The sequence below is a fragment of the Actinophytocola algeriensis genome, assembly GCF_014203735.1.
Classification (GTDB): Bacteria; Actinomycetota; Actinomycetes; order Mycobacteriales; family Pseudonocardiaceae; genus Actinophytocola; species Actinophytocola algeriensis.
Window position 1 is genome coordinate 187127 of the sequence record NZ_JACHJQ010000011.1, and the last position, 19496, is coordinate 206622.

17 protein-coding genes and 1 riboswitch are annotated in these 19496 nt (G+C 71.9%); of the genes, 9 read left to right on the forward strand and 8 right to left on the reverse strand.

Going from position 1 to position 19496, the window contains the following annotated elements:
- Positions 1-6 precede the first annotated feature (6 nt).
- Complete coding sequence (locus FHR82_RS40360; RefSeq protein ID WP_184815933.1) at positions 7-522, forward strand: GNAT family N-acetyltransferase; 516 nt, start codon at positions 7-9, stop codon at positions 520-522.
- Here FHR82_RS40360 and FHR82_RS47835 read toward each other — a convergent pair.
- From FHR82_RS47835 to FHR82_RS40375, 3 genes are read right to left on the reverse strand one after another with little or no spacing between them, the layout of a single operon-like run.
- A complete protein-coding gene (locus tag FHR82_RS47835) occupies positions 498-1238 on the reverse strand; it encodes a (deoxy)nucleoside triphosphate pyrophosphohydrolase (RefSeq protein ID WP_311771508.1) in 741 nt (246 codons plus the stop codon). The two genes, FHR82_RS40360 and FHR82_RS47835, sit on opposite strands and share 25 nt — an antisense overlap.
- Positions 1220-2566 (reverse strand): sensor histidine kinase, encoded by a 1347-nt coding sequence (locus FHR82_RS40370; protein ID WP_311771509.1) that lies wholly within the window; start codon positions 2564-2566, stop codon positions 1220-1222. The genes FHR82_RS47835 and FHR82_RS40370 overlap by 19 nt, the downstream gene beginning before the upstream one ends.
- Positions 2563-3276 (reverse strand): response regulator transcription factor, encoded by a 714-nt coding sequence (locus FHR82_RS40375; RefSeq protein ID WP_184815935.1) that lies wholly within the window; start codon positions 3274-3276, stop codon positions 2563-2565. Before FHR82_RS40375 ends, FHR82_RS40370 begins: the two co-directional genes overlap by 4 nt.
- A gap of 268 nt (positions 3277-3544) precedes the next feature.
- Here FHR82_RS40375 and FHR82_RS40380 point away from each other — a divergent pair, with 268 nt between their 5' ends.
- The 3 genes from FHR82_RS40380 to FHR82_RS40390 are packed head-to-tail and all read left to right on the forward strand — an operon-like array spanning position 3545 to position 6515.
- Positions 3545-4624: a LolA family protein gene (locus FHR82_RS40380; protein ID WP_184815937.1), complete on the forward strand. Its 1080-nt coding sequence runs from the start codon at positions 3545-3547 to the stop codon at positions 4622-4624.
- A gap of 14 nt (positions 4625-4638) precedes the next feature.
- Entirely contained in the window at positions 4639-5646 is a 1008-nt protein-coding gene (locus FHR82_RS40385; protein ID WP_184815938.1) for an ABC transporter ATP-binding protein, read from the forward strand.
- Positions 5643-6515 (forward strand): ABC transporter permease subunit, encoded by an 873-nt coding sequence (locus FHR82_RS40390; RefSeq protein ID WP_184815939.1) that lies wholly within the window; start codon positions 5643-5645, stop codon positions 6513-6515. Before FHR82_RS40385 ends, FHR82_RS40390 begins: the two co-directional genes overlap by 4 nt.
- Here FHR82_RS40390 and FHR82_RS40395 read toward each other — a convergent pair.
- From FHR82_RS40395 to FHR82_RS40405, 3 genes are all read right to left on the reverse strand, one after another.
- Positions 6477-7505, reverse strand: coding sequence for an ABC transporter ATP-binding protein (locus FHR82_RS40395; protein ID WP_184815940.1), 1029 nt, complete (start codon positions 7503-7505; stop codon positions 6477-6479). The two genes, FHR82_RS40390 and FHR82_RS40395, sit on opposite strands and share 39 nt — an antisense overlap.
- Positions 7505-9100: an ABC transporter permease gene (locus tag FHR82_RS40400; protein ID WP_311771510.1), complete on the reverse strand. Its 1596-nt coding sequence runs from the start codon at positions 9098-9100 to the stop codon at positions 7505-7507. Before FHR82_RS40400 ends, FHR82_RS40395 begins: the two co-directional genes overlap by 1 nt.
- Positions 9076-10125, reverse strand: coding sequence for a thiamine ABC transporter substrate-binding protein (locus FHR82_RS40405; protein ID WP_225943993.1), 1050 nt, complete (start codon positions 10123-10125; stop codon positions 9076-9078). The genes FHR82_RS40400 and FHR82_RS40405 overlap by 25 nt, the downstream gene beginning before the upstream one ends.
- Positions 10118-10230: riboswitch (TPP riboswitch) on the reverse strand. Its footprint overlaps the gene before it by 8 nt.
- 47 nt (positions 10231-10277) lie before the next feature.
- Here FHR82_RS40405 and FHR82_RS40410 point away from each other — a divergent pair.
- Complete coding sequence (locus FHR82_RS40410; RefSeq protein WP_184815943.1) at positions 10278-10577, forward strand: 4a-hydroxytetrahydrobiopterin dehydratase; 300 nt, start codon at positions 10278-10280, stop codon at positions 10575-10577.
- On the opposite strand, the gene FHR82_RS40415 is transcribed toward FHR82_RS40410, so the two are convergent.
- A complete protein-coding gene (locus FHR82_RS40415; protein WP_184815944.1) occupies positions 10574-12220 on the reverse strand; it encodes an alkaline phosphatase D family protein in 1647 nt (548 codons plus the stop codon). The two genes, FHR82_RS40410 and FHR82_RS40415, sit on opposite strands and share 4 nt — an antisense overlap.
- 71 nt (positions 12221-12291) lie before the next feature.
- Between FHR82_RS40415 and FHR82_RS40420 the strand changes: the two genes are divergently transcribed.
- Together FHR82_RS40420 and FHR82_RS40425 are read left to right on the forward strand one after the other, a co-directional pair.
- On the forward strand, positions 12292-12987 hold the full coding sequence (locus FHR82_RS40420) for an NIPSNAP family protein (RefSeq protein WP_184815945.1): 696 nt from the start codon (positions 12292-12294) through the stop codon (positions 12985-12987).
- 54 nt (positions 12988-13041) lie between these two features.
- Complete coding sequence (locus tag FHR82_RS40425; protein ID WP_184815946.1) at positions 13042-13260, forward strand: hypothetical protein; 219 nt, start codon at positions 13042-13044, stop codon at positions 13258-13260.
- Positions 13261-13433: 173 nt separating this feature from the next.
- On the opposite strand, the gene ychF is transcribed toward FHR82_RS40425, so the two are convergent.
- Positions 13434-14516: a redox-regulated ATPase YchF gene (gene ychF, locus FHR82_RS40430; protein WP_184815947.1), complete on the reverse strand. Its 1083-nt coding sequence runs from the start codon at positions 14514-14516 to the stop codon at positions 13434-13436.
- A 211-nt stretch (positions 14517-14727) separates the two neighbouring features.
- Here ychF and FHR82_RS40435 point away from each other — a divergent pair, with 211 nt between their 5' ends.
- Together FHR82_RS40435 and FHR82_RS40440 are read left to right on the forward strand one after the other, a co-directional pair.
- Entirely contained in the window at positions 14728-17946 is a 3219-nt protein-coding gene (locus FHR82_RS40435; protein ID WP_184815948.1) for a S8 family serine peptidase, read from the forward strand.
- 96 nt (positions 17947-18042) lie between these two features.
- The gene (locus tag FHR82_RS40440) at positions 18043-19494 is read left to right on the forward strand and encodes a DNA-3-methyladenine glycosylase 2 (RefSeq protein WP_221464882.1); all 1452 of its coding nucleotides are present in this window, start codon (positions 18043-18045) and stop codon (positions 19492-19494) included.
- The last annotated feature ends 2 nt before the right edge of the window (positions 19495-19496 follow it).

Here is a 19496-nt window from a genome sequence, read left to right on the forward strand (position 1 = left end):
CGGCCGATGGCCATCCTCGCCCGTCCGGAGGCGCTGTCCGGCGACGTGCTGATCCGGCCCGCCCGGCCCGGCGAGGAGGACGTCGTGCTGGACCTGCTGGCGGCGGCCGCGGCCTGGCTGCGTGGTCGGGGCGTCGAGCAGTGGCCCGAGCTGTTCCCCGCGGGGTCCGTCCGGGCGCGGATCGACGCGGGTGAAGCGCTCCTGGCCGAGGAGGCCGGGCAGCCGGTCGCGACGCTCGTCGTCGCGGAGGAGGACCGCGAGCTCTGGGGCGCGGACGCGGCACCGGCCTACTACGTCTCCCGGCTCGCGGTCGTACGGCACGGCGTCCGCCTCGGTCACCGCGTCATCGACTGGGTCGCCGCGAAGGCCGCCGCGCGCGGCGTTCGCCACGTCCGGCTCGCCACCGCCGCCGACAACCCGGCGCTACGGCGGTACTACGAACGCGCGGGGTTCGTCCACGTCGCCGATCCGCCGCACGCGCGGTGGCCGACGAGCCTCTACGAGCGGACAGCCGTGCTCTGACGCAGCAGCTGCCGCAGGGCGGGGATGAGCACCCGGTCCGCGGGCAGCCACGGCACCGAACCCAGCTGCCCGGCCGTGAGCCACCGCAGGTCGGCGTGGTCGTGCGGGTGCGGCTCGGCGTCGCCGACGAGGGTGGCGCGGTAGATCCGCAGCAGCTTTCCCTTCGGCAGCGCCACATCCGGGCCGACCGCCGCACCGACCGCGACCGTGACGCCCAGCTCCTCGGCGCACTCCCGCGCGACGGCGTCCACATCGGACTCACCGGGCTCGACCCGCCCGCCGGGCAGCTCCCACAGCCCGGCCGCGTCCGCCGGGTATGACCGCTGCTGCGCCAGCAGGCACCGGCCGCGCACGATCGCCGTCCCCACGATCACCGGCGCGCCGGCCAGCGCGAGCGCGCGCGAGCACACCCCACCGGCCAGCTCCGCCAGCACCGCGAGCACCCGCGACCGGTGCGCGAGCATCCCGCCGCGCGCACGGAAGTCGGCCGAGCACGTCACGAGCGTCCCGGCGGGGGTCTGGGCCAGCCGCACGTCGAGCCGGTACGCCCGAGGGCCGCGCACGGCCACCGCCGACCAGCCGTCCGCCAAGACCTCGACGACCCGGAAGTGCCCGCCCAGCGACGGGAAGTCGGCGACGGGCAGCGCGGCGGACACGATCCGCCGCGGCACGTCGACAAGAGCGGTCGTCCGGAGGATCACGTCAGCGCCCGCCACCGCACCTGGAACCGCGCGCCGCCCTCCGGCGACTCGGTGACCTTCACCGTGCCGCCGCGCCGCCGCACGACCTCCGCCACCAGCGCGAGCCCGAGCCCGGCGCCACCGGAGTCGCGGGACCGGTCGTCCTGCACGCGGTAGAACCGGTCGAACACCCGCTCGCGGTGCTCGGGCGCGATGCCGTGCCCGTCGTCGTCCACCACCAGCCACACCGTGTTCGCCCTGGACAGGACGGTGACGGTGATGCGGGCGCGGGCGTGCCGGGCCGCGTTGCGCAGCAGGTTGTCCAGCACCAGGTCGACCTCCGCGGGCGCGGCCTCCACCCAGCACGCCCCCGGCGCGAGGTGGGTGCCGACCACGGGCGCGTCGTCGGGGAGCCGGTCGATCGCGGAGCGGGCGGCGGCCACCACGTCCACGGGCAGCGCGGCGGGCCACTCGCCCGCGTCGGACCGCGCGAGCGCCAGCAGCCCGTCGACCAGCAGCGACAGCCGCTCCGACTCGACCACCACGTCCGCGAGCACCTCCTGCGACAGCTCCGGGTCCGGATTGGCCACGGCCACCTCGGCCTGCACCCGGATCGACGCGACCGGCGAGCGCAGCTCGTGCGCGGCGTCGCCGGTGAACCTGCGCAGCCGCGCCGACGCCTCGTCCCGCCTGGCCAGCAGCCCGTTGAGCGCGGCGGCCAGCGACCGCAGCTCGTCGTGCGCGCCGGGCAGCGGCAGGCGCCGCCCGGCGGGGAGCCCGGCGGCCGCGGCCCGCATCCGTTCCACCGGTCGCAGCGACGACCGCACCCCGAGCCACGTGGCGATCCCGCCCGCGGCCGATCCGATCAGCGCGGCCACCACCAGCCAGTTGAACGCCCGGTGCTGCGCGGCCCAGTAGCCGGTGAGGATCGTGCCGACGACGACCAGCCGCTGCTCGCCGCCCGGCGCGGTCGCGACCGTCCCGACCCAGCGGCGGGGCGGGTCCTCCGACAGCCGCAGCACCGGCTCGCCCGCCTTGAGCACCCGCAGCTCGCCCGGCGACAGCGGCGGCGGGTCGTCGCCGTCGACCGGCGTGCCTGCGGTGTCGAGGACCCGTGCCTCCATGCCGACGGGCCCGGCGTCGACCGGGGCGCCCGACCGCACGTCGGCGAGGGCCTCGGCCAGGATCGGCCGCAGCTGCGCGTCGGCGGCCGTGACCAGCAGCGGCCCGATCAGCCGGCTTGTCACCACGGCGAGCGTGAGGAACACGACGAGCGTCACCGCCGTGCCGACGGTGGTGATCCGGAACCGCAGCGACCGCCGCAGCCACAGCCGGCCGAACACCCGGCCCAACACTCCGCTCACCGCGGCTTGGGCTCCAGGACGGCGTCCAGCTCGATGGAGGACGCCAGGTAGCCGTGACCGCGCACGGTGCGCACGATGCCACCCGCGCCCGCCGCGTCCAGCTTGCGCCGCAGGTAGCCGACGTAGACCTCGACGGCGTTGCGGGTGGCGGCCAGCTCGTCCCCCCACACGGTCCTGAGCAGCTCGTCCTTCGTCACGACCGCGCCGGCGCGGCTGACCAGCACCTCCAGCACCGCGAACTCGCGCGGCGACAGCGGCACCAGCTCACCGCCGAACCGCACCTCGCGCACGGCCCGGTCCACGGTCAGCTCACCGACCTTGAGCCGCCGCTCGGCGCCCTCCGCCTGCCCGCGCCGCAGCACGGCCCGGACCTGCGCGACCAGCACGACGAACGAGAACGGCTTCACCACGTACCCGTCGGCGCCGAGGTCGAGCCCGTCGGCCTGGTCGATCTCGCCGTCCTTCGCCGACACCAGCAGGACCGGGGTGGTCACGCCCTCACCCCGCAGGGCCTGGAGCACCCGGTAGCCGGACAGCCCCGGCAGCATGATGTCCAGGAGGATCACGTCGAACGCGCCGGTGCGCGCGATGTCCAGGGCGGACGGGCCGTCGGCGGCGGTGACGACGTCCATGCCCTCCGCCCCCAGCCCGCGCTGCAACGCCCGTCTGACCCCCAGCTCGTCGTCGACCACCAGCACGCGCGGCTTCATGCGCACAGCATGCCCGGTAACCGCTGTTCAGTGGGGGACCGTCTCAGCGGACTCTCAGGTTGAAGGCCGCTCTCAGTCCCATCTCAGTAACCATGGGGCAACCTCTGTGTCACAGGCAATGGGAGCGGAGAGACGGAGCGGGCGCCTTCTGGACTGACGAGCACGGAGGTCCCTGCGCGAGGAACGAGCCCAGGGGCATCCGCGCGCAGGAGGGAAGAAGGCGTCTTAGCGGAGGAACGAAGCGACCCATGTAACGGAGGAGGGGTTCATGAACTCCAGGAAGACCGCGTTGTCGTTCGCGGCAGCGGGCACTGCCGCGGGGGTCGTCGGGCTGGTGGTGCTGGCGACGCCGGCAGGTGCTGGGGAGGCACCGCCGGCGCTTCCGCCGGTCAGCGCGGAGGCGCTGGTCGAGTCGGTGCTGAACACCGACGCGATCCCGGCGCTCACGGGTTCGGTGGCGGTCGAGAACAACCTCGGCCTGCCGATCCCGGGCATGCCGGCGAGCAGCGGTGAGGGCGACTCGATCCAGGTGTGGTCCGACGGCACCGGCAAGGGCAGGCTCGCGCTGGCGGGCGGGCGGAGCGAGACCACGATCGTCGACGACGGTGCCACCGTGTGGGTGTGGGACTCGGCGGAGCGGTCGGTCACCAAGGTGCCGCACCAGGGCGGTGTCGCGGACAAGCCCGTGGAGGGCAAGTTCGCCGACCCGGCGGCCGCCGCGAAGGAGCTGGTGACCGCCATGCAGCAGGACTCGACGGTGTCGGTGGACGGCACCGCGCGGGTCGCTGAGCGGCCGGTGTACCAGCTGGTGCTGGCGCCGAAGCCGACGGAGAAGACGCTGCTGCGCGAGATCCGCGTTTCGGTGGACTCCGAGCTGCGGATCCCGCTGCAGCTGGAGGTCCTCGCGAACGGCCAGTCCGACCCGGCCGTGAAGGTGGGCTTCACCGAGTTCAGCTCGGGCGCGCAGGACCCGAAGCTGTTCCAGTTCACGCCGCCCGCCGGGACGACCGTGTCCGAGAAGGACGTGCCGGAGGAGATGCATGGCGAGGCGGTCGACGACTGGCTGTCGCAGGCGGACCTGAAGACCGTCGGCCGCGGCTGGGACATCGTGGCCACCGGCAAGGTGCCCGCCGAGGCGCTGACGGCGGCCGAGGGCATGTCCGAGCGGGGCGGGCAGGACATGTTCGCGCTGCTCGGCACGTTCGGCAAGGAGGTCCACGGTGACTTCGGCACCGGCTACGTGATCTCGGCCAGTGTCGGCACCGCCGTGATCACCGAGGACGGCAAGGTCGCGGTCGGCGCGGTGCCGGAGCAGGTGGTGTTGGACGCCGTCAAGACGGTCAGGTGAGTACCGTCACCGGCATGACGATCGAGTCGGAGGCCCCCGCGGCGAGCGCCGCGGGGGCCCCCGCCCGCCTGGCCGCCCGTACCCGCAACCTGCGGAAGGTGTACGGGAAGACGGTCGCGGTCGATCATGTCGACCTGGACGTGCCGGTGGGCGCGGTGCTCGGCATGCTCGGCCCGAACGGTTCTGGCAAGACCACCACCATCCGCATGCTGCTCGGCCTGGTCCTGCCGACGGCGGGGTCGGTGGAGCTGCTCGGCCACAAGATGCCGGAGGGCGCGGGCTGGGCGTTGCCGGAAGTCGGGGCGCTCGTCGAAGGGCCGGGGTTCCACCCGTTCCTGTCGGGCCGGGACAACCTCATGCGGGTCGCGGCCGCCGAGCCGAGGCTCGCGTCGAAGGACATCCCGCGTGCGGTCGGGCAGGCCCTGGAGCGGGTCGGCCTGTCGGCGGCGGCGAACCGGCGGTACAAGGGGTACTCGCTCGGCATGAAGCAGCGGATGGGCCTGGCGTCCGCGCTGCTGATCCCGCGCAGGTTCGTGATCCTGGACGAGCCGACCAACGGCCTCGACCCGGCAGGCACGCGCGAGGTGCGGGCGGTCATCGCCGACCTGCACGCGGCGGGCACGACCGTGCTCGTGTCGTCGCACCTGCTGGCCGAGGTGGAGGCGACCTGCACGCACGTCGCCGTGCTGCACCAGGGGTCGGTCGTGGCTCAGGGGGAGCTGACCGAGCTGCTGGAGGCCGGTGACTCGGGCCTGCTGGTGTCCACGCCGGACGTCAAGGTGGCCGTGGACGCGTTGCGCGACAACCGGATCCCGGCCAGGGAGGCGCCGTCCGGGGTGCACGTGGACCTCGCGGTCACGACCGCGCCCGACGTCGTCGCGACGCTGGTGCGGGCCGGGGTGGCCGTGCACGAGGTCCGCAGGCAGCGGACGGGCCTCGAGGAGTTGTTCGCGCGGCTCACCGAGTCCGCGGACCAGGGCGCCGGTCTGTCCGAAGTAGACACTTTCGAGGAGGCGCGATGACCGTCGCTGTCGACGCGCCCATCGTCACCGAGCAGCGGACGAAGGCGCCGGTCGGGCGGCTGCTGCGGTCCGAGCTGCGGTTCATGATCCGCAGGCCGCGCACGCTCGTCGCGCTCGGCGTGCTCGCGGTGGCACCGGTCATCGCGGCCATCGCCATGTCGGTGGCGACCACGACGGCCCAGAACGGCAACGGCGGCCCGGCCGTCGAGAGCGTCGCCTCGCTGGTCTCGGGCAACGGGCTGATCCTGCCGGTGTTCCTGCTGTTGCTGTCGCTCGCGATGCTGCTGCCGATGCTGGGCGCCATGTGGTCGGCGGACGCGCTCGCCGGCGAGTCGCAGACCGGTGCGCTGCGCGGGTTGCTGCTCGCGCCGGTCGGGCGGTTGCGGCTGCTCGCGGTGAAGGCGTTCGGCGTGGCGGTGCTGTCGCTGCTCGCGGTGGTGATCGTCGCGGTCGTGTCGATCGTCGCCGGGCTCGCGATCCTCGGCGGCGACGGCATGCTCACCATGTCGGGCAACGTGCTGCCGTTCGGGGAGTCGCTCGGCCGGATCGCGTTGCTGGCGGCGCTGGTGACCGTGCAGGTGTGGGCGGTCGCGGCGGTCGCGCTGGCGATCTCGGCGGCCACCGACCACCCGCTGGTGGTGCTGGCGTCCACGCTCGGCGGCATCATCGTGTTCACGATCCTCGGCAACATCCCGGCGCTGGACTGGCTGCACCCGGTGCTGCTGACCGACGCGTGGGAGTCCCTCGGCGACGTGATCCGCGACCCGATGCCGACGGACGGGATGGTCAACTCGGTCCTGCGTGCCGTCTGCTACCTGGTGATCGGCTACTCACTCGCCCTGGCGCGCATCTCGACGAAGGACGGCTAACCCGTCCGGGTCCAGCCGCAGGTGGACGCGGTCGCCGGGGGTCTCCGCGATCGCGGCCACCGCGTCGACCACCTGGTCGCTCCCGTCGAGGCGGACCTGCAGCCGCACGTGGTCGCGGCGGTGCACCGACCGCAGCAGCTTCCCGGCGGGGCCGCCCTCGCCGTTCTCGGTCAGCCGCAACGCGTTGGGCCGCAGGCCGAGCGTGACCTCGCCCGCCGGCGCCCACGGCAGGTCGACCGACCCGAGTTCGCAGGTCGCGGTGCCGTCGGTGACGGTCGCGGGCAGGAACAGGCCGCAGCCGAGGAAGCGGGCGGTGGCCTCGCCCTCGGGGCGGCGCCACACCTCCTCCGGCGGACCGGTCTGGACGATGCGGCCCTTCCGCATCACCGCGACCCGGTCGGCGAGCGTGAACGCCTCGTCGTGGTCGTGGGTCACCACCAGCGCGGTCGCGCCGGCCACCCGCAGCAGCCCGGCGAGGTCCATGGCCAGCTGCTCGCGCAGCGCGCGGTCCAGCGCGGACAGGGGTTCGTCCAGCAGCAGCAGCCGGGGGCGGGGCGCCAGTGCCCGCGCGAGCGCGACCCGCTGCGCCTCACCACCGGACAGCTCGGTGACCTTGCGCCGCTCGTACCCGGCGAGCCCGACCAGTTCGAGGAGTTCCGCGACCCGCTCGGCCCGCCCGGTCATCCGCTTCATCCGCAGCCCGAACGCCACGTTCCCCGCGACGTCGCGGTGCGGGAACAGCTGCCCGTCCTGGAACACCAGCCCGAAGCCGCGCCGGTGCACTGGCACGTCCGCGAGGTCGGTGTCGTCCCACCGGATCGTGCCGCCCGCCGCCGGTTCCAGGCCCGCGACCGCGCGCAGCAGCGTCGACTTGCCGCACCCGGACGGCCCGAGCAGCGCCAGCACCTCACCGTCCGCGACCGTCACGTCGACGTCGTCCACGGCGGCCAGCGCGCCGTAGTGCACGGTCAGACCCTCGACTGCCAGCATCAGAACTCCCCAACCGGCACGCGAACCCGCTCGACCACCGCGACCACGGCGACCGTGACCACGATCAGCAGCGTGCACGCCGCGTACGCCATCTCGTTGTTCAGCTCACCTGGCCGCGAGACCAGCCGCGCGATCGCGACCGGCAGCGTGGCCGTGTCCGGGCGGGCGAGGAAGCTCGTCGCGCCGAACTCGCCCAGCGCCACCACGAACCCGAACGCGGCCGCGGTCCCGAGCGACCGGCCCGCCATCGGCACGTCCACCTCGCGCCACACCCGCCACGGGCCGGCACCCAGCGTGGCGGCGGCCTGCCGGAGCCGTTCGTCGATCGAGCGGAGGACCGGCAGCATGATGCGGATGACCAGCGGTGTCACCACGAGCGCCTGCGCGAGCGGCACCAGCGCGGCGGAGGTGCGCAGGTCGCCCGGCAGCAGGTCGAGGGTGATCAGGTAGCCGAAGCCGACGGTCACCGCGGACACCCCGAGCGGCAGCATGAACGCGGTGTCGACCACCTCGACGTAACGGACCCGGTTGCGTGCCAGGGAAACCAGCACGACGCTCGCCATCGTGCCGAGCGTGACCGCGATCAGCGTGGCGTCGGTGGCGGCGGCGAGCGAGTTGCGCGCCGCGTCGAAACCGGAGATGTCGAGCGAGCCCTCGTACCCGATGCCGGTGAGCGCCCGGTACCCGTCGAGCCCGGACTGGAACGACCGCGCGACCAGGGTCGCGACCGGTACCAGCAAGGCGACGACCACCGCGAACGCGGCCGCGACGACCCACCACTCGCCGCCTGCCGGCCTGCGCGCGGACTCGGCCTGACCGCGCAGTCTCAGCGCGGTCTCCCTGCGCCGCCGCATGACCGCCCCGATCGACAGGGCCGCGACGACCGCACCGAGCTGCAGCAGTGACAGCGCGGCCGCGCCGGACAGGTCGAGCAGCTCGACGGTCCGCAGGTAGATCTCGGTCTCGAGGGTCTTCAGCCGTGCCCCGCCGAGGATCAGCACGACGCCGAAACTGGTGGCGCAGAACAGGAACACGACCGCGGCCGCCGACCCGATCGCCGGTGCCAGCGCGGGCAGGGTGACGCCGGTGAACGTGCGCGGCCGCGACGCGCCCAGCGCCCGTGCCGCGTCCTCCGCGCGCCGGTCGAGGTGTGTCCAGAGCCCGGCGACGGTCCGCGCGACGACCGCGACGTTGAAGGACGCGTTGGCCAGGATGATCGCCCACACCCCGCCGTCGGGCAGCAACGCCCGGAACGCCAGGCCCACGACCACGCTGGGCAGCACGAACGGCACGAGGATGATCACCCGCACGAGCCCGAGACCGGGCAGCCTCGTCCTGGCGAGCAGGAACGCCACCGGCAGCCCGGCGACGATCGACACGGCCGTGGCCCCGGCCGCTTGCGCGACCGTGAACCCGACGAGCTGCCACACGTCCGGGGACGCGAGCGTGTCGAGCACGCCTCCTTCGCGCAGCCCGAGCCGCAGGATGGCGACGACGGGCCACACGAAGAAGACGGCGAGGAAACCCAAGGGCACCAACGCGATCAGCGCCAGGCCCCGGGGTGAGGTCCTCAGCCCCGCACGATCGCGCGCCACTCGCCGATCCACCGCTCACGGTTCTGCTGGATCTGTTCCGACGGCAGCTCCGCGGCCGCGGTCGGCAGCGGCGCGGCCTTCTGCCACGCCTCCGGCAGGGTGACCCCGGCGCGGGCCGGGTACACGTACATCTGCTCCGGCACCTGCGACTGGAACTCGTCGGACAGCAGGAAGTCCATGACCTTCTCCGCGTCGTCCGCGTGCGCGGCGCCCTTCAGCACGCCCGCGTACTCGACCTGCCGGAAGCACGTGCCGAGCACGGCCTTGGTGCGCGGGTTGCCCGCCTCGTCCAGTTCGGCGGACGGCGACGACGCGTAGGACACGACGATCGGCCGGGGGCCCTTGCCGGACGAACCGGAGAACTCCTGCGTGTAGGCCTCTTCCCAGCCGCTGACCACCTGGACGCCGTTGGCCTTGAGCGCCCGCCAGTGGTCCTGCCAGCCGTCACCCAGCTGCGCGATGGTGCCGAGCAGGTAGGCGAGCCCCGGCGAGGACGTGGCCGGGTCCTCGACGACCAGCAGGTCCTTGTACTCGGGCTTGGCGAGGTCCGCGTAGCCCGTCGGCTCCGGCACGCCCTTGGCGGCGAGCGCGGCCGGGTCGATGTTCAGGCACACGTCGCCGATGTCCACGGCGGTGAGCCGGTTCGTGTCGTCGATCGCGTGGTCGGCGGGCCCAGCCGGCAACGGCGCGTCCGGTGCGTACTCGGCGAACACGTCCTCGTCGAGCGCACGGGACGCGAACGTGGTGTCCACGCCGTACGCGACGTCGCCGATCGGGCTGCCCTTGGTGAGGACGAGCTGGTTGGTGAGCGCACCCGCGTCCCCGACCCTGCGCACGTCGATCGTGATGCCGGTGTCGTCGGTGAACTTCTTCAGCACGTCGTCGCCCATCGCGAACGAGTCGTGGGTGACGAGCACGACCTTCCGCTCGCCCTGACCGCCACCGCTGTCTCCTCCGCTGCTGAGCGAACACCCGGCGAGCGTCACACCCAGCGCGCCGACCAGCAGAAATGTGCGTAACCGCAAGACGCCTCCTCCCTGCACCGGCATGACCCGGATCAGGTTCGAACGGTCGAGGGCTGCGAGCCCTCCTCTCAGCCCGGCGCACACCGGACTCCCGTGTTGATCTGACCGAGCGTACCCGTGCGTTCAGCGGCGCGAGGCGTCACCATGGACACATGCCCGAGCTGCTCAGTGACGAAGAAGTCGGCAAGGCCCTCGGTCGGCTGCGGGAGTGGCGCCGTGGGGACGGCGCGCTGGTCCGCGAGGTGGAGCTGGAAAGCTTCTCGCAGGCCATCCAGGTGGTGAACCGGGTGGCGGAGATCGCGGAGAACGACAACCACCACCCGGACATCGACATCCGGTGGCGCACCCTCACGTTCCGCTGCGTCACCCACTCGGAAGGCGGCATCACCGCCAACGACACGTCGCTGGCGGAGGAGATCGACGGCGTCGTCGACGCCATCCGCGAGGGCTAGCTCCTCCGCGAGGGTTGGTTTCCGCTGGTCAGCGGTAGTGTGACCAGCGGCTTCAGCACTGGTTCCGTACCGCCTTCCGCCCGCTCCACCACCATCCGTGCCTCGCGTCCCGCCATGCGCAGGGTCGCGATCGCGTTGCCGAAGTACGGCCCGGCGACCTTGTCCCACTCGACCGGCGGTGGCTCGATGTGCGGCGACCGCAGCATCCACCACTTCAGCACCGCCGCGAGGGGACGCCACCAGCCCATCCGGAACAGGGGCCGCATCAACGCGGGCGCCCGGTTGTGCACCGGTGAGCACACCAGCTGCCACACCGCGGCCGTCGTGGGTTTCGGGTACCGCACCTTCGCCGCGTACACGTGGTGCACGTCACCGGAGAGCACGCACACCGTGGACGTCTCGGTGTCGGCGATCCGCTCGATCAGCCGCGCCAGCCGGTCCGACGACGCGCGGAACGACGCCCAGTGCTCGAGGTCGGCCTCCTGCCGCAGCTTCTCCGCGAGCTTCCCGCGCCATCCCGGCCGCCTGCACGCGATCTCGTTCAGCGACTGGACGTGGTTGATCGCGTGCGGCAGCAGCCACGGCAGCGACGACCCGATCAGCAGGTGCTCGAAATCGCCGGTGGCGTTCTCCTCGATCCAGTCGAACTCCTGGTCGCTGACCATCGACCGCGAGCCGCCGGACAGGATGCGGCCGGAGCGGGTGTCGACCACGAGCAGCCGCACGTTGCCGAAGTCGCGCCGGTAGCTCCACCGGGTGCCCTTGGCGCCGTTGACCTCCTGGCGGGCCTGCTCGGCGAACTCGTCGAGCAGGTCGGCCGCGTCCCCGTCCCGGCCCTTCTCGAGGACCGCCTTGTACAGGTCGTCGGTCTCGAGGTCGCTCGGGCTGAGGTTGCCGAGCTGCTGGTAGATCCAGTAGGTGGCGAGCGCGTGCCGTTCGCGCTTCGGCCACCAGGACGTCTGTTCCTTCTCGTCGCGCCACGTCTGCGAGGTGTTCCAGTCGTCCCGCACGTCGTGGTCGTCGAAGATCATCGAGGTGGGGACGGTGGACATGAGCCAGCGGGTCAGCGGCGCGGTCCACGCCTCGTGGTAGAGCCGGGTGTACTCCTCGAAGTCGCGGACCTCGACGCCGGGCGCCTCGTCGAGCGACCGCCGCCGCGCGATCCAGGCCTGGGTGCCCTTGGTGGTCTCGTCGGCGTAGACCTGGTCGCCGAGCAGCATCAGCGAGTCCGGCCAGTCGAGCTCGTCCTCGGCGAGCATGCGGCGGGCGTACGCCGCGAGCGCGTCGGTGCCCATGCGTTTCTGCTCGCCGGGGTCGTCGGTCTCGGGCATCCGGCAGGAACCGAACACCATCAGGAACGCGGGGTCGCCGCCCTCGGGGTAGGTGCGGATCCGGCTGGGCGGGTAAGCGGAGTCCTGGGGCGGCCACACCGTCTCCCCGTCGAGCGTCACCTCGTAGGGCGTCGCGGTGCCTGGTTCGAGGTCGGTGACCACGACCAGCGCATAGTGGTGGCCGGACACGGTGAACGTGTGCGCGGTGGCCTGCCCGACGGAGACGGTGCACGGTTCGTCGGTCTCCACCCACAGGGTGGCGGAGCGCGTGTCGACATGTCGCAGCAGCGGTCCGATGAGCAGTCTGGGCACCCTGACATCAAACACGTCGCCCCAATAAGGTGACACCCGCCCAGGTGATCCACCGCGAAGGGGGAGCGGCGATGGCCGATGTTCTCGAGCTCCGGCAGTACACCCTCCACCCAGGTCGGAGGGAAGATCTGATCGAGCTGTTCGACCGGGAGCTCGTGGAGACCCAGGACGCGGTCGGCGCGCACGTCCTCGGCCAGTTCCGCGACCTGGACGCCGAGGACCGGTTCGTGTGGCTGCGCGGCTTCACCGATATGGCGGCCCGGCGCGAGGCACTGGCCGCGTTCTACGGCGGCCCGGTCTGGGCGGCACACCGCGACAAGGCCAACGACACGATGATCGACTCGGACGACGTGCTGCTGCTACGTCCCGTGACCGACTTCGACCTGTCGGGCCGCACGCGTGGCGGCGACACCACGCTCGTCACGGTGACGCTCTACCACCTGCCTGCCGGCGGCGAGGACGCGTTCCTGTCCTTCTTCGCGTCGTCGGTCCAGCCGTTGCTGTCGGACACGGGCGCCCCGCCGCTGGCCGTGCTGCGCACACTGCGCGTCGAGAACACCTTCCCGGCGCTGCCGATCCGCGAGGACGCGAACGTGGTGGCGTGGGTGGGCGGCTTCGCGGGCCCCGACGCCCTGGCGGAACACGTGCGCCTGCTGGGCCGCGAGACCCGCTGGACCCACGACACGCTGCCTGCGCTCACCAGCCGGCTGAGCCGCCCCCCGGAGCAGCTGCACCTGTCGCCCACATCCCGTTCCCTTATCCGGTAACGGGGAACCCCATTCGGACGACCCTCCGGTCAGTACCCGACAGGAGGTCGCGCCATGAGTGCGCAGGAGACGTGGGAAGTGCCGGTGGTCGACGCCCTCGACCGCGAACGCACGCTCGTGGTGACGGTGTCCGACGGCCGAGTCGCGGTGGTCCCGCCCCCTGGCGAGGGCTTCTACCTCCCGGCCCAGTCCGTCTGGCAGCTCCACGAGGCGGTCCGAGCGGCCGCCATCGTCGCGATGAAGGCCGGCAACGGCAGCCGCGTGGCTGGTTGACCGTCGTCAGCCGCTGAGAGCCGCGGGACGTCCGCGTCGACGAACAACCCCGGTCCGGTCTGCTTCAGGTGGCCACTCAGGTCGAGCTGGCGCCGCGCTGTCGGCGGTCACCAGCGATGTCGTGTTCGGTGTTCGGTCAATACCGAACACCGAACAGTGCCCGGTGGTGTGGCTCAGACGTTGAAGCGGAACTCCACCACGTCCCCGTCGGCCATGACGTAGTCCTTTCCTTCGATGCGGACCTTGCCCGCCGCCTTCGCGGCCGCCATCGAGCCCGCCTCGACGAGGTCGTCGTACGACACGATCTCGGCCTTGATGAACCCGCGCTCGAAGTCCGTGTGGATGACGCCGGCGGCCTGCGGCGCGGTCCATCCCGTGTGGATGGTCCACGCGCGCGACTCCTTCGGCCCCGCCGTGAGGTAGGTCTGCAGGCCCAGCGTCGCGAACCCGGCCCGCGCGAGTGAGTGCAGCCCCGGCTCCTCCTGCCCGATCGACTCGAGCAGCTCCCGCACCGACTCCTCGTCGTCCAGCTCGAGCAGTTCCGCCTCGACCTTCGCGTCCAGGAACACCGCGGCGGCGGGCTTCACCAGCGCGGTCAGCTCCTCGCGCCGCTCGGCGGAGGACAGCACCGCCTCGTCCGCGTTGAACACGTACAGGAACGGCTTGGTCGTCATCAGTGACAGCTCGCGCAGCAGCGCGCCATCCACTTCGGACTGTGCGGCGAACAGCGTCCGCCCGCTGTCGAGGATGTCGCGCGCCGTGGTGGCGGCTTCCAGGGCGGGCCGCGCCTCCTTGCGGGTGCGGGCCTCCTTCTCCAGCCGGGGCAGTGCTTTCTCCACCGTCTGGAGATCGGCCAGAATGAGCTCCGTGTTGATTGTCTCGATATCCGAGGACGGGTCCACCTTGCCGTCCACGTGGACCACGTTCGGGTCGTCGAACACCCGGATGACCTGGCAGATGGCGTCCGCCTCACGGATGTTCGCCAGGAACTGGTTCCCGCGGCCCTGCCCCTCCGACGCGCCGCGCACCAGACCCGCGATGTCCACGAAGGACACAGTGGCGGGCACCACGCGCGCGCTCTCGAACATCGTGGCCAGCACGTCCAGCCGCGGTTCCGGCAGCGGCACCACACCGACGTTCGGCTCGATCGTCGCGAACGGGTAGTTCGCCGCGAGCACGTTGTTACTGGTCAGGGCGTTGAAGAGGGTGGACTTGCCGACGTTGGGCAGCCCGACGATCCCGAGGGTCAAACTCACTGGACCAACTGTACGGCCTCCCGTTCCGGTGAATAGAAGAGACCGGTCGGTAGCGAATTTGCCACGCTCAGCGACATAACTGACGAAATGTTGCCCCGCAAGGAGGATTACCCCGTTTGGACGCTAGTCAGTTCGGACCAGCTCAACAACACTCCGTGAGCACCTGTGGACTCGATCAGGCACCACCCCCATTACAGAAGAAGGACCTGGGATGACCCATCGTGAATCGCGCCGGCGTGGCCTCGGCGCGGCGTTCACGGCGGCGGTCGTCGGCCTCTCGCTGACCGCCCTGCCGTCGACCGCCACCGCCGCCCCACCGGTGGCACCGCAGGCACCTGGTTCGGGGGCCGACCTCCTCGGGAAACAGGACCAGGAGCTGATCGCAGCGGCCATCGAGGCGGGCGAGCAGACGGTCCAGATCCTGGTGCTCGCGAAAGCCGGACAGGAGAAGCAGAGCGTCGACCAGCTGGAGGCGGCCGGCGCGAAGATCCAGTACCGCGCCGACGAGCTCGGCTACGTCCGCGCGGAGGTGCCGACCAAGGACGTCGCGAAGTTCGCGAAGCTGTCGTCGGTCATCGCGCTGGACCTCGACCGCGTGTACGGCTTCGGCGAGCCGCGCCCGCTGGGCATCGACAACCCGGACCCGCAGCCCGCGCCCGGCCCGTCGACCCCGGCCGTCAACGCCTACATGCCGACGGGTGACACCGGCGCCGCGCAGTTCGTCCAGCAGAACCCGAAGCTCGACGGCCGCGGCGTGACCGTCGGCATCATCGACTCGGGTGTCGACATCGGCCACCCGTCGCTGGCGACCACCAGCACCGGTGAGAAGAAGATCGTCGACTGGATCACGGCGACCGACTCCGGTTTCACGAACGGCGTCAACAACGACAACGACCCGACGTGGATCGACATGCGCAGCCCCGCCCCGGGGCAGCCGGCCACGTACCGGTACGGCGTGTTCAACGAGCGGGACGCGCGCCTCGGCGGCGAGGTCGGCAACGACGTCAACCGCGACGGCAACCCGGCGGGCAGCATCGGCACGTTCGGCGTGCTGTGGGACACCGCCACCAACACGGTCTGGGTCGACACCGACCAGGACAAGTCGTTCGCCGACGAGAAGGCGATGACCGACTACAAGGTCAAGCAGGACTCCGACGAGTTCGGCAACGACAACGCGGCCACGCCGGTGCGTGAGTCGATGCCGTTCGTCGTGCAGACCGACGCCGCGAACCAGTCGGTGAACATCGGCATCGTGTCCGGTGCGCACGGCTCGCACGTCGCGGGCATCGTGGCGGCCAACAAGCTGTTCGGCGGCACCATGAACGGCGCGGCCCCCGGCGCGAAGCTCGTGTCGGTCCGGGTCTGCCTGTTCGTCGCGGGCTGCACCCGCCACGCCATGGAAGAGGGCATGCACTACGCCGCCCGCGAGGGCGTCGACGTGCTGAACATGTCGGTCGGCGGCCTCGACCCGATCAACGACGGCGAGTCCGACACCGAGATCCTCTACAACCGCCTGATCGACGAGTACGGCGTGCAGATCTTCATCTCCGCTGGCAACGACGGCCCGGCTTCCAACACGGTGAGCCGCCCGTCGCTGGCCGGCAAGGTGATGAGCGTCGGCTCGTACATCACGAAGGCCTCGTGGCAGCGCAACTACGGTTCGGACACGGTCAACGAGGAGAACCTGCACCCCTTCTCGGGCCGCGGCCCGACCGAGGCGGGCGGGTTCAAGCCGGACATCGTGGCGCCGGGCTCGGCGATCTCGTCGGTCCCGACGTGGCAGAACGGCGCCCCGGTCGCGGGCACCTACGCGCTGCCCCCCGGCTACGGCATGCTGCAGGGCACCTCGATGGCGTCCCCGCAGGCCGCGGGTGCCGCCGCGCTGCTGGTGAGCGCGGCCGTGCAGAAGAACGTGTCGCACGACCCGGAGCAGATCCGGACGGCGATGAAGTCCTCGGCCCGGTACCTGAAGAACTACCAGGCCTACGAGCAGGGCAACGGCCTCATCGACGTCAAGAAGGCCTGGAACCTGCTGAAGGCGGACATCGCCACCACCGAGATCTCCTCGTCGGTGCCGATCAGCACGTCGCTGTCGGACTTCCTGACCACCCCCGGGGTGGGCATCGGCATCCACGACCGCGAGGGCGTGAAGTCCGGTGACAAGTTCGTCCGCGAGTACACGTTCAAGCGGACGTCCGGCAAGGCGAGCCCGCTGACCTACCAGGTCAAGTGGGTCGGCAACGACGGCACGTTCAGCTCGGCGCCCACGATCACCCTGCCGCTGAACTCGGCGGTCAAGTTCCGGGTGAACGTGAACGTCCGCGGCGCGGGTGTGCACTCGGCGATCCTGAACCTCGACAGCCCGATGTCGACCGGCATCGAGTACCAGACGCTGAACACGGTGATCGCGGCCGAGGACTTCACCTCGGCCAACGGTTTCCAGGTCAAGCACGGTGGCGAGATCGGCCGCAACGAGTTCAAGAGCTACTTCGTCCGGGTCCCGGCCGGCACGCCCGCGCTGAAGGTCGACCTGCAGGGCGGCGGCACGGCGCCGGGCGCGGGCCAGGTCCGCTTCCTGCGGTACCACCCGTACGGTGTCGCGATCGAGAGCAACACGCAGACCACGAACTGCTACAACCCGCCGGTTCCGCCGGGCAACGCCTGCAACGGCGGTCAGAGCCCGACGAGCCGCACGGCGACGAACCCGACGCCGGGCGTGTGGGAGATCGTGGTCGAGGGCCGTCGCACGTCGGACGCCGTCGCGGCGCCGTACACGCTGTCGGTGTCGGTGCTGGGCGCGACCGTGTCCCCGAACCCGGACACGATCGCGACGGCGCAGGTGAACCAGCCGGTGTCGCGGTCCTACACGCTGAAGAACGCCTTCGGGCCGTTCAGCGGCCGGGCCGTCGGCACGAACCTGGGCAGTGCGAAGGTCGACCGGCCGTCGATCGCGGACGGGGGCTCCTCGCAGTTCCAGATCCCGGTGACGGCTGGTGCGCAGCAGCTGCGGGTCAAGATCGGCAACACGAGTGATCGCAGTGCCGACCTCGACCTGTTCCTCTACAACTGCACCAGCGGCAGCTGTGTCCTGACCGCACAGGCCGCGGACGCCGACTCGGAAGAGGCGGTCACCGTGAGCAACCCGGCAGCGGGTGTGTGGATCGCGCTGGTGGACGGCTTCGCGGTGCCCGCGGGCACCACGGAGTTCGACTACCTGGACGTGTTCAGCGGCGCGTCGTTCGGCACCGTCGCCGTCACCGACGCGAACGCGGAGCGCGCCGCGGGCGCCGAGTGGACCGTCAACGGCACGGTGACGCCGATGGTGGTGCCGGCCGCCGGCCGCGTGCTCCTCGGCAACGTCGAGGTCCGCACGGACACGAACGCGCTGGTCGGTACCGGTGACGTGATCGTGCAGGCGGTCACCTCGTAACACCTCGCAGTACCTGGCGGCGGCCGGTCCCTCGTGCGGGGGCCGGCCGTTGCCATGTCCGAATACCGCGAGCGTCGCCGGATCGCCGCTGGCAGCATGGGTCAGGTGCTGATTGACGAGGACCAGGGCTACCGGGCGTCGGCGTCGCGCGACGCGCGCTTCGACGGCCAGTTCATCCTGGCCGTGCGGACCACGGGCATCTACTGCCGCCCGTCCTGCCCGGCCGCCATGCCGAAACGCGGCAACGTCGTGTTCTTCTCCACCGCAGCGGCCGCGCAGCAGGCCGGTTTCCGCGCGTGCCGCCGCTGCCTGCCGGACTCCGTGCCGGGTTCGCCGGAGTGGAACCTGCGGGCCGACCTGGCCGGCCGCGCGATGCGCCTGATCACCGACGGCGTGGTCGAGCGCGAAGGCGTGCCGGGGCTGGCCTGCAGGCTGGGCTACTCGGAACGTCACCTGACGAGGGTCCTGACCGCGGAGCTGGGCGCGGGCCCGCTGGCGCTGGCGAGGGCGCACCGGGCCCACTCGGCCCGCCTGCTGATCGAGACGACGACGCTGTCGCAGGCCGACATCGCGTTCGCGGCCGGGTTCGCGAGCGTCCGCCAGTTCAACGACACGATCCGCGCGGTGTTCGCGACCACCCCGACGGGCCTGCGGACCGCGGCGAAGCGCCGCGCCACCCCGACCGCCCCCGGCAAGGTGACGCTGCGGCTGCCGTACCGGGAGCCGTTCGACTACGACGGCCTGCTGGACTTCCTCGCGGCGCGCGCGATCCCGGGCGTAGAGTCCATAGTGGACGGTGCGTACGGCCGTACGATGCGCCTGGCCCACGGCACCGGCACGGCGTGGCTCACGCCGGCGCACGGCCACATCGACTGCACCCTGTCGCTGACCGACATGCGCGACCTGGGCAGCGCGGTGTCGCGCCTGCGGCGCCTGCTGGACCTGGACGCCGACCCGGGTGCGGTCGGTGACGTCCTGGGTGCGGACCCGGCACTGGAAGCGTTGGTGCGCAAGAACCCCGGCCTGCGCCTGCCGGGCGCGGTGGACGGCGCGGAGATCGTGACGAGGGCGGTGATCGGCCAGCAGATCACGGTCTCGGCCGCCCGCACCGCACTGTCGACGCTGACCGCCGCCCTCGGCGAGCCACTGTCCACACCGGACGGTGACCTGACGATGCTGTTCCCTGACCCGGCCGCGATCGCCGAGCGGGGCGCGGAGGTGCTGCGCGGTCCCCGCCGCCGCGTCGACACCATCCTGACGGTGAACGCGGCACTGGCGGCTGGCGACCTGGACGTGCACGTGGGAGCGGACCCGGAGGAGCTTTCCCGCACGCTGCAGGAGTTCTCGGGCGTCGGTCCGTGGACGGCCGGTTACGTGCTGATGCGCGTGCTGGGTTCCCCGGACGTGTTGCTGACCGGCGATGTCGCACTGCGCAAGGGCGCGGCGAACCTGGGCCTGCCGTCGACACCGGAAGGCCTGGAGGCGCATGCCGGCGCGTGGCGCCCGTGGCGCAGCTACGTCGGCATGCACCTCTGGTCGGCGTCCTAGTG

What these genes read in the sequence shown, in the direction of transcription:
- FHR82_RS40360 (WP_184815933.1), top strand. Translation starts at nt 7, where the DNA reads ATGGCCATCCTCGCCCGTCCGGAGGCGCTGTCCGGCGACGTGCTGATC.
- FHR82_RS40375 (WP_184815935.1), bottom strand. Translation starts at nt 3,276, where the DNA reads ATGAAGCCGCGCGTGCTGGTGGTCGACGACGAGCTGGGGGTCAGACGG.
- FHR82_RS40380 (WP_184815937.1), top strand. Translation starts at nt 3,545, where the DNA reads ATGAACTCCAGGAAGACCGCGTTGTCGTTCGCGGCAGCGGGCACTGCC.
- FHR82_RS40385 (WP_184815938.1), top strand. Translation starts at nt 4,639, where the DNA reads ATGACGATCGAGTCGGAGGCCCCCGCGGCGAGCGCCGCGGGGGCCCCC.
- FHR82_RS40390 (WP_184815939.1), top strand. Translation starts at nt 5,643, where the DNA reads ATGACCGTCGCTGTCGACGCGCCCATCGTCACCGAGCAGCGGACGAAG.
- FHR82_RS40395 (WP_184815940.1), bottom strand. Translation starts at nt 7,505, where the DNA reads ATGCTGGCAGTCGAGGGTCTGACCGTGCACTACGGCGCGCTGGCCGCC.
- FHR82_RS40410 (WP_184815943.1), top strand. Translation starts at nt 10,278, where the DNA reads ATGCCCGAGCTGCTCAGTGACGAAGAAGTCGGCAAGGCCCTCGGTCGG.
- FHR82_RS40420 (WP_184815945.1), top strand. Translation starts at nt 12,292, where the DNA reads ATGGCCGATGTTCTCGAGCTCCGGCAGTACACCCTCCACCCAGGTCGG.
- FHR82_RS40425 (WP_184815946.1), top strand. Translation starts at nt 13,042, where the DNA reads ATGAGTGCGCAGGAGACGTGGGAAGTGCCGGTGGTCGACGCCCTCGAC.
- FHR82_RS40435 (WP_184815948.1), top strand. Translation starts at nt 14,728, where the DNA reads ATGACCCATCGTGAATCGCGCCGGCGTGGCCTCGGCGCGGCGTTCACG.
- FHR82_RS40440 (WP_221464882.1), top strand. Translation starts at nt 18,043, where the DNA reads ATGGGTCAGGTGCTGATTGACGAGGACCAGGGCTACCGGGCGTCGGCG.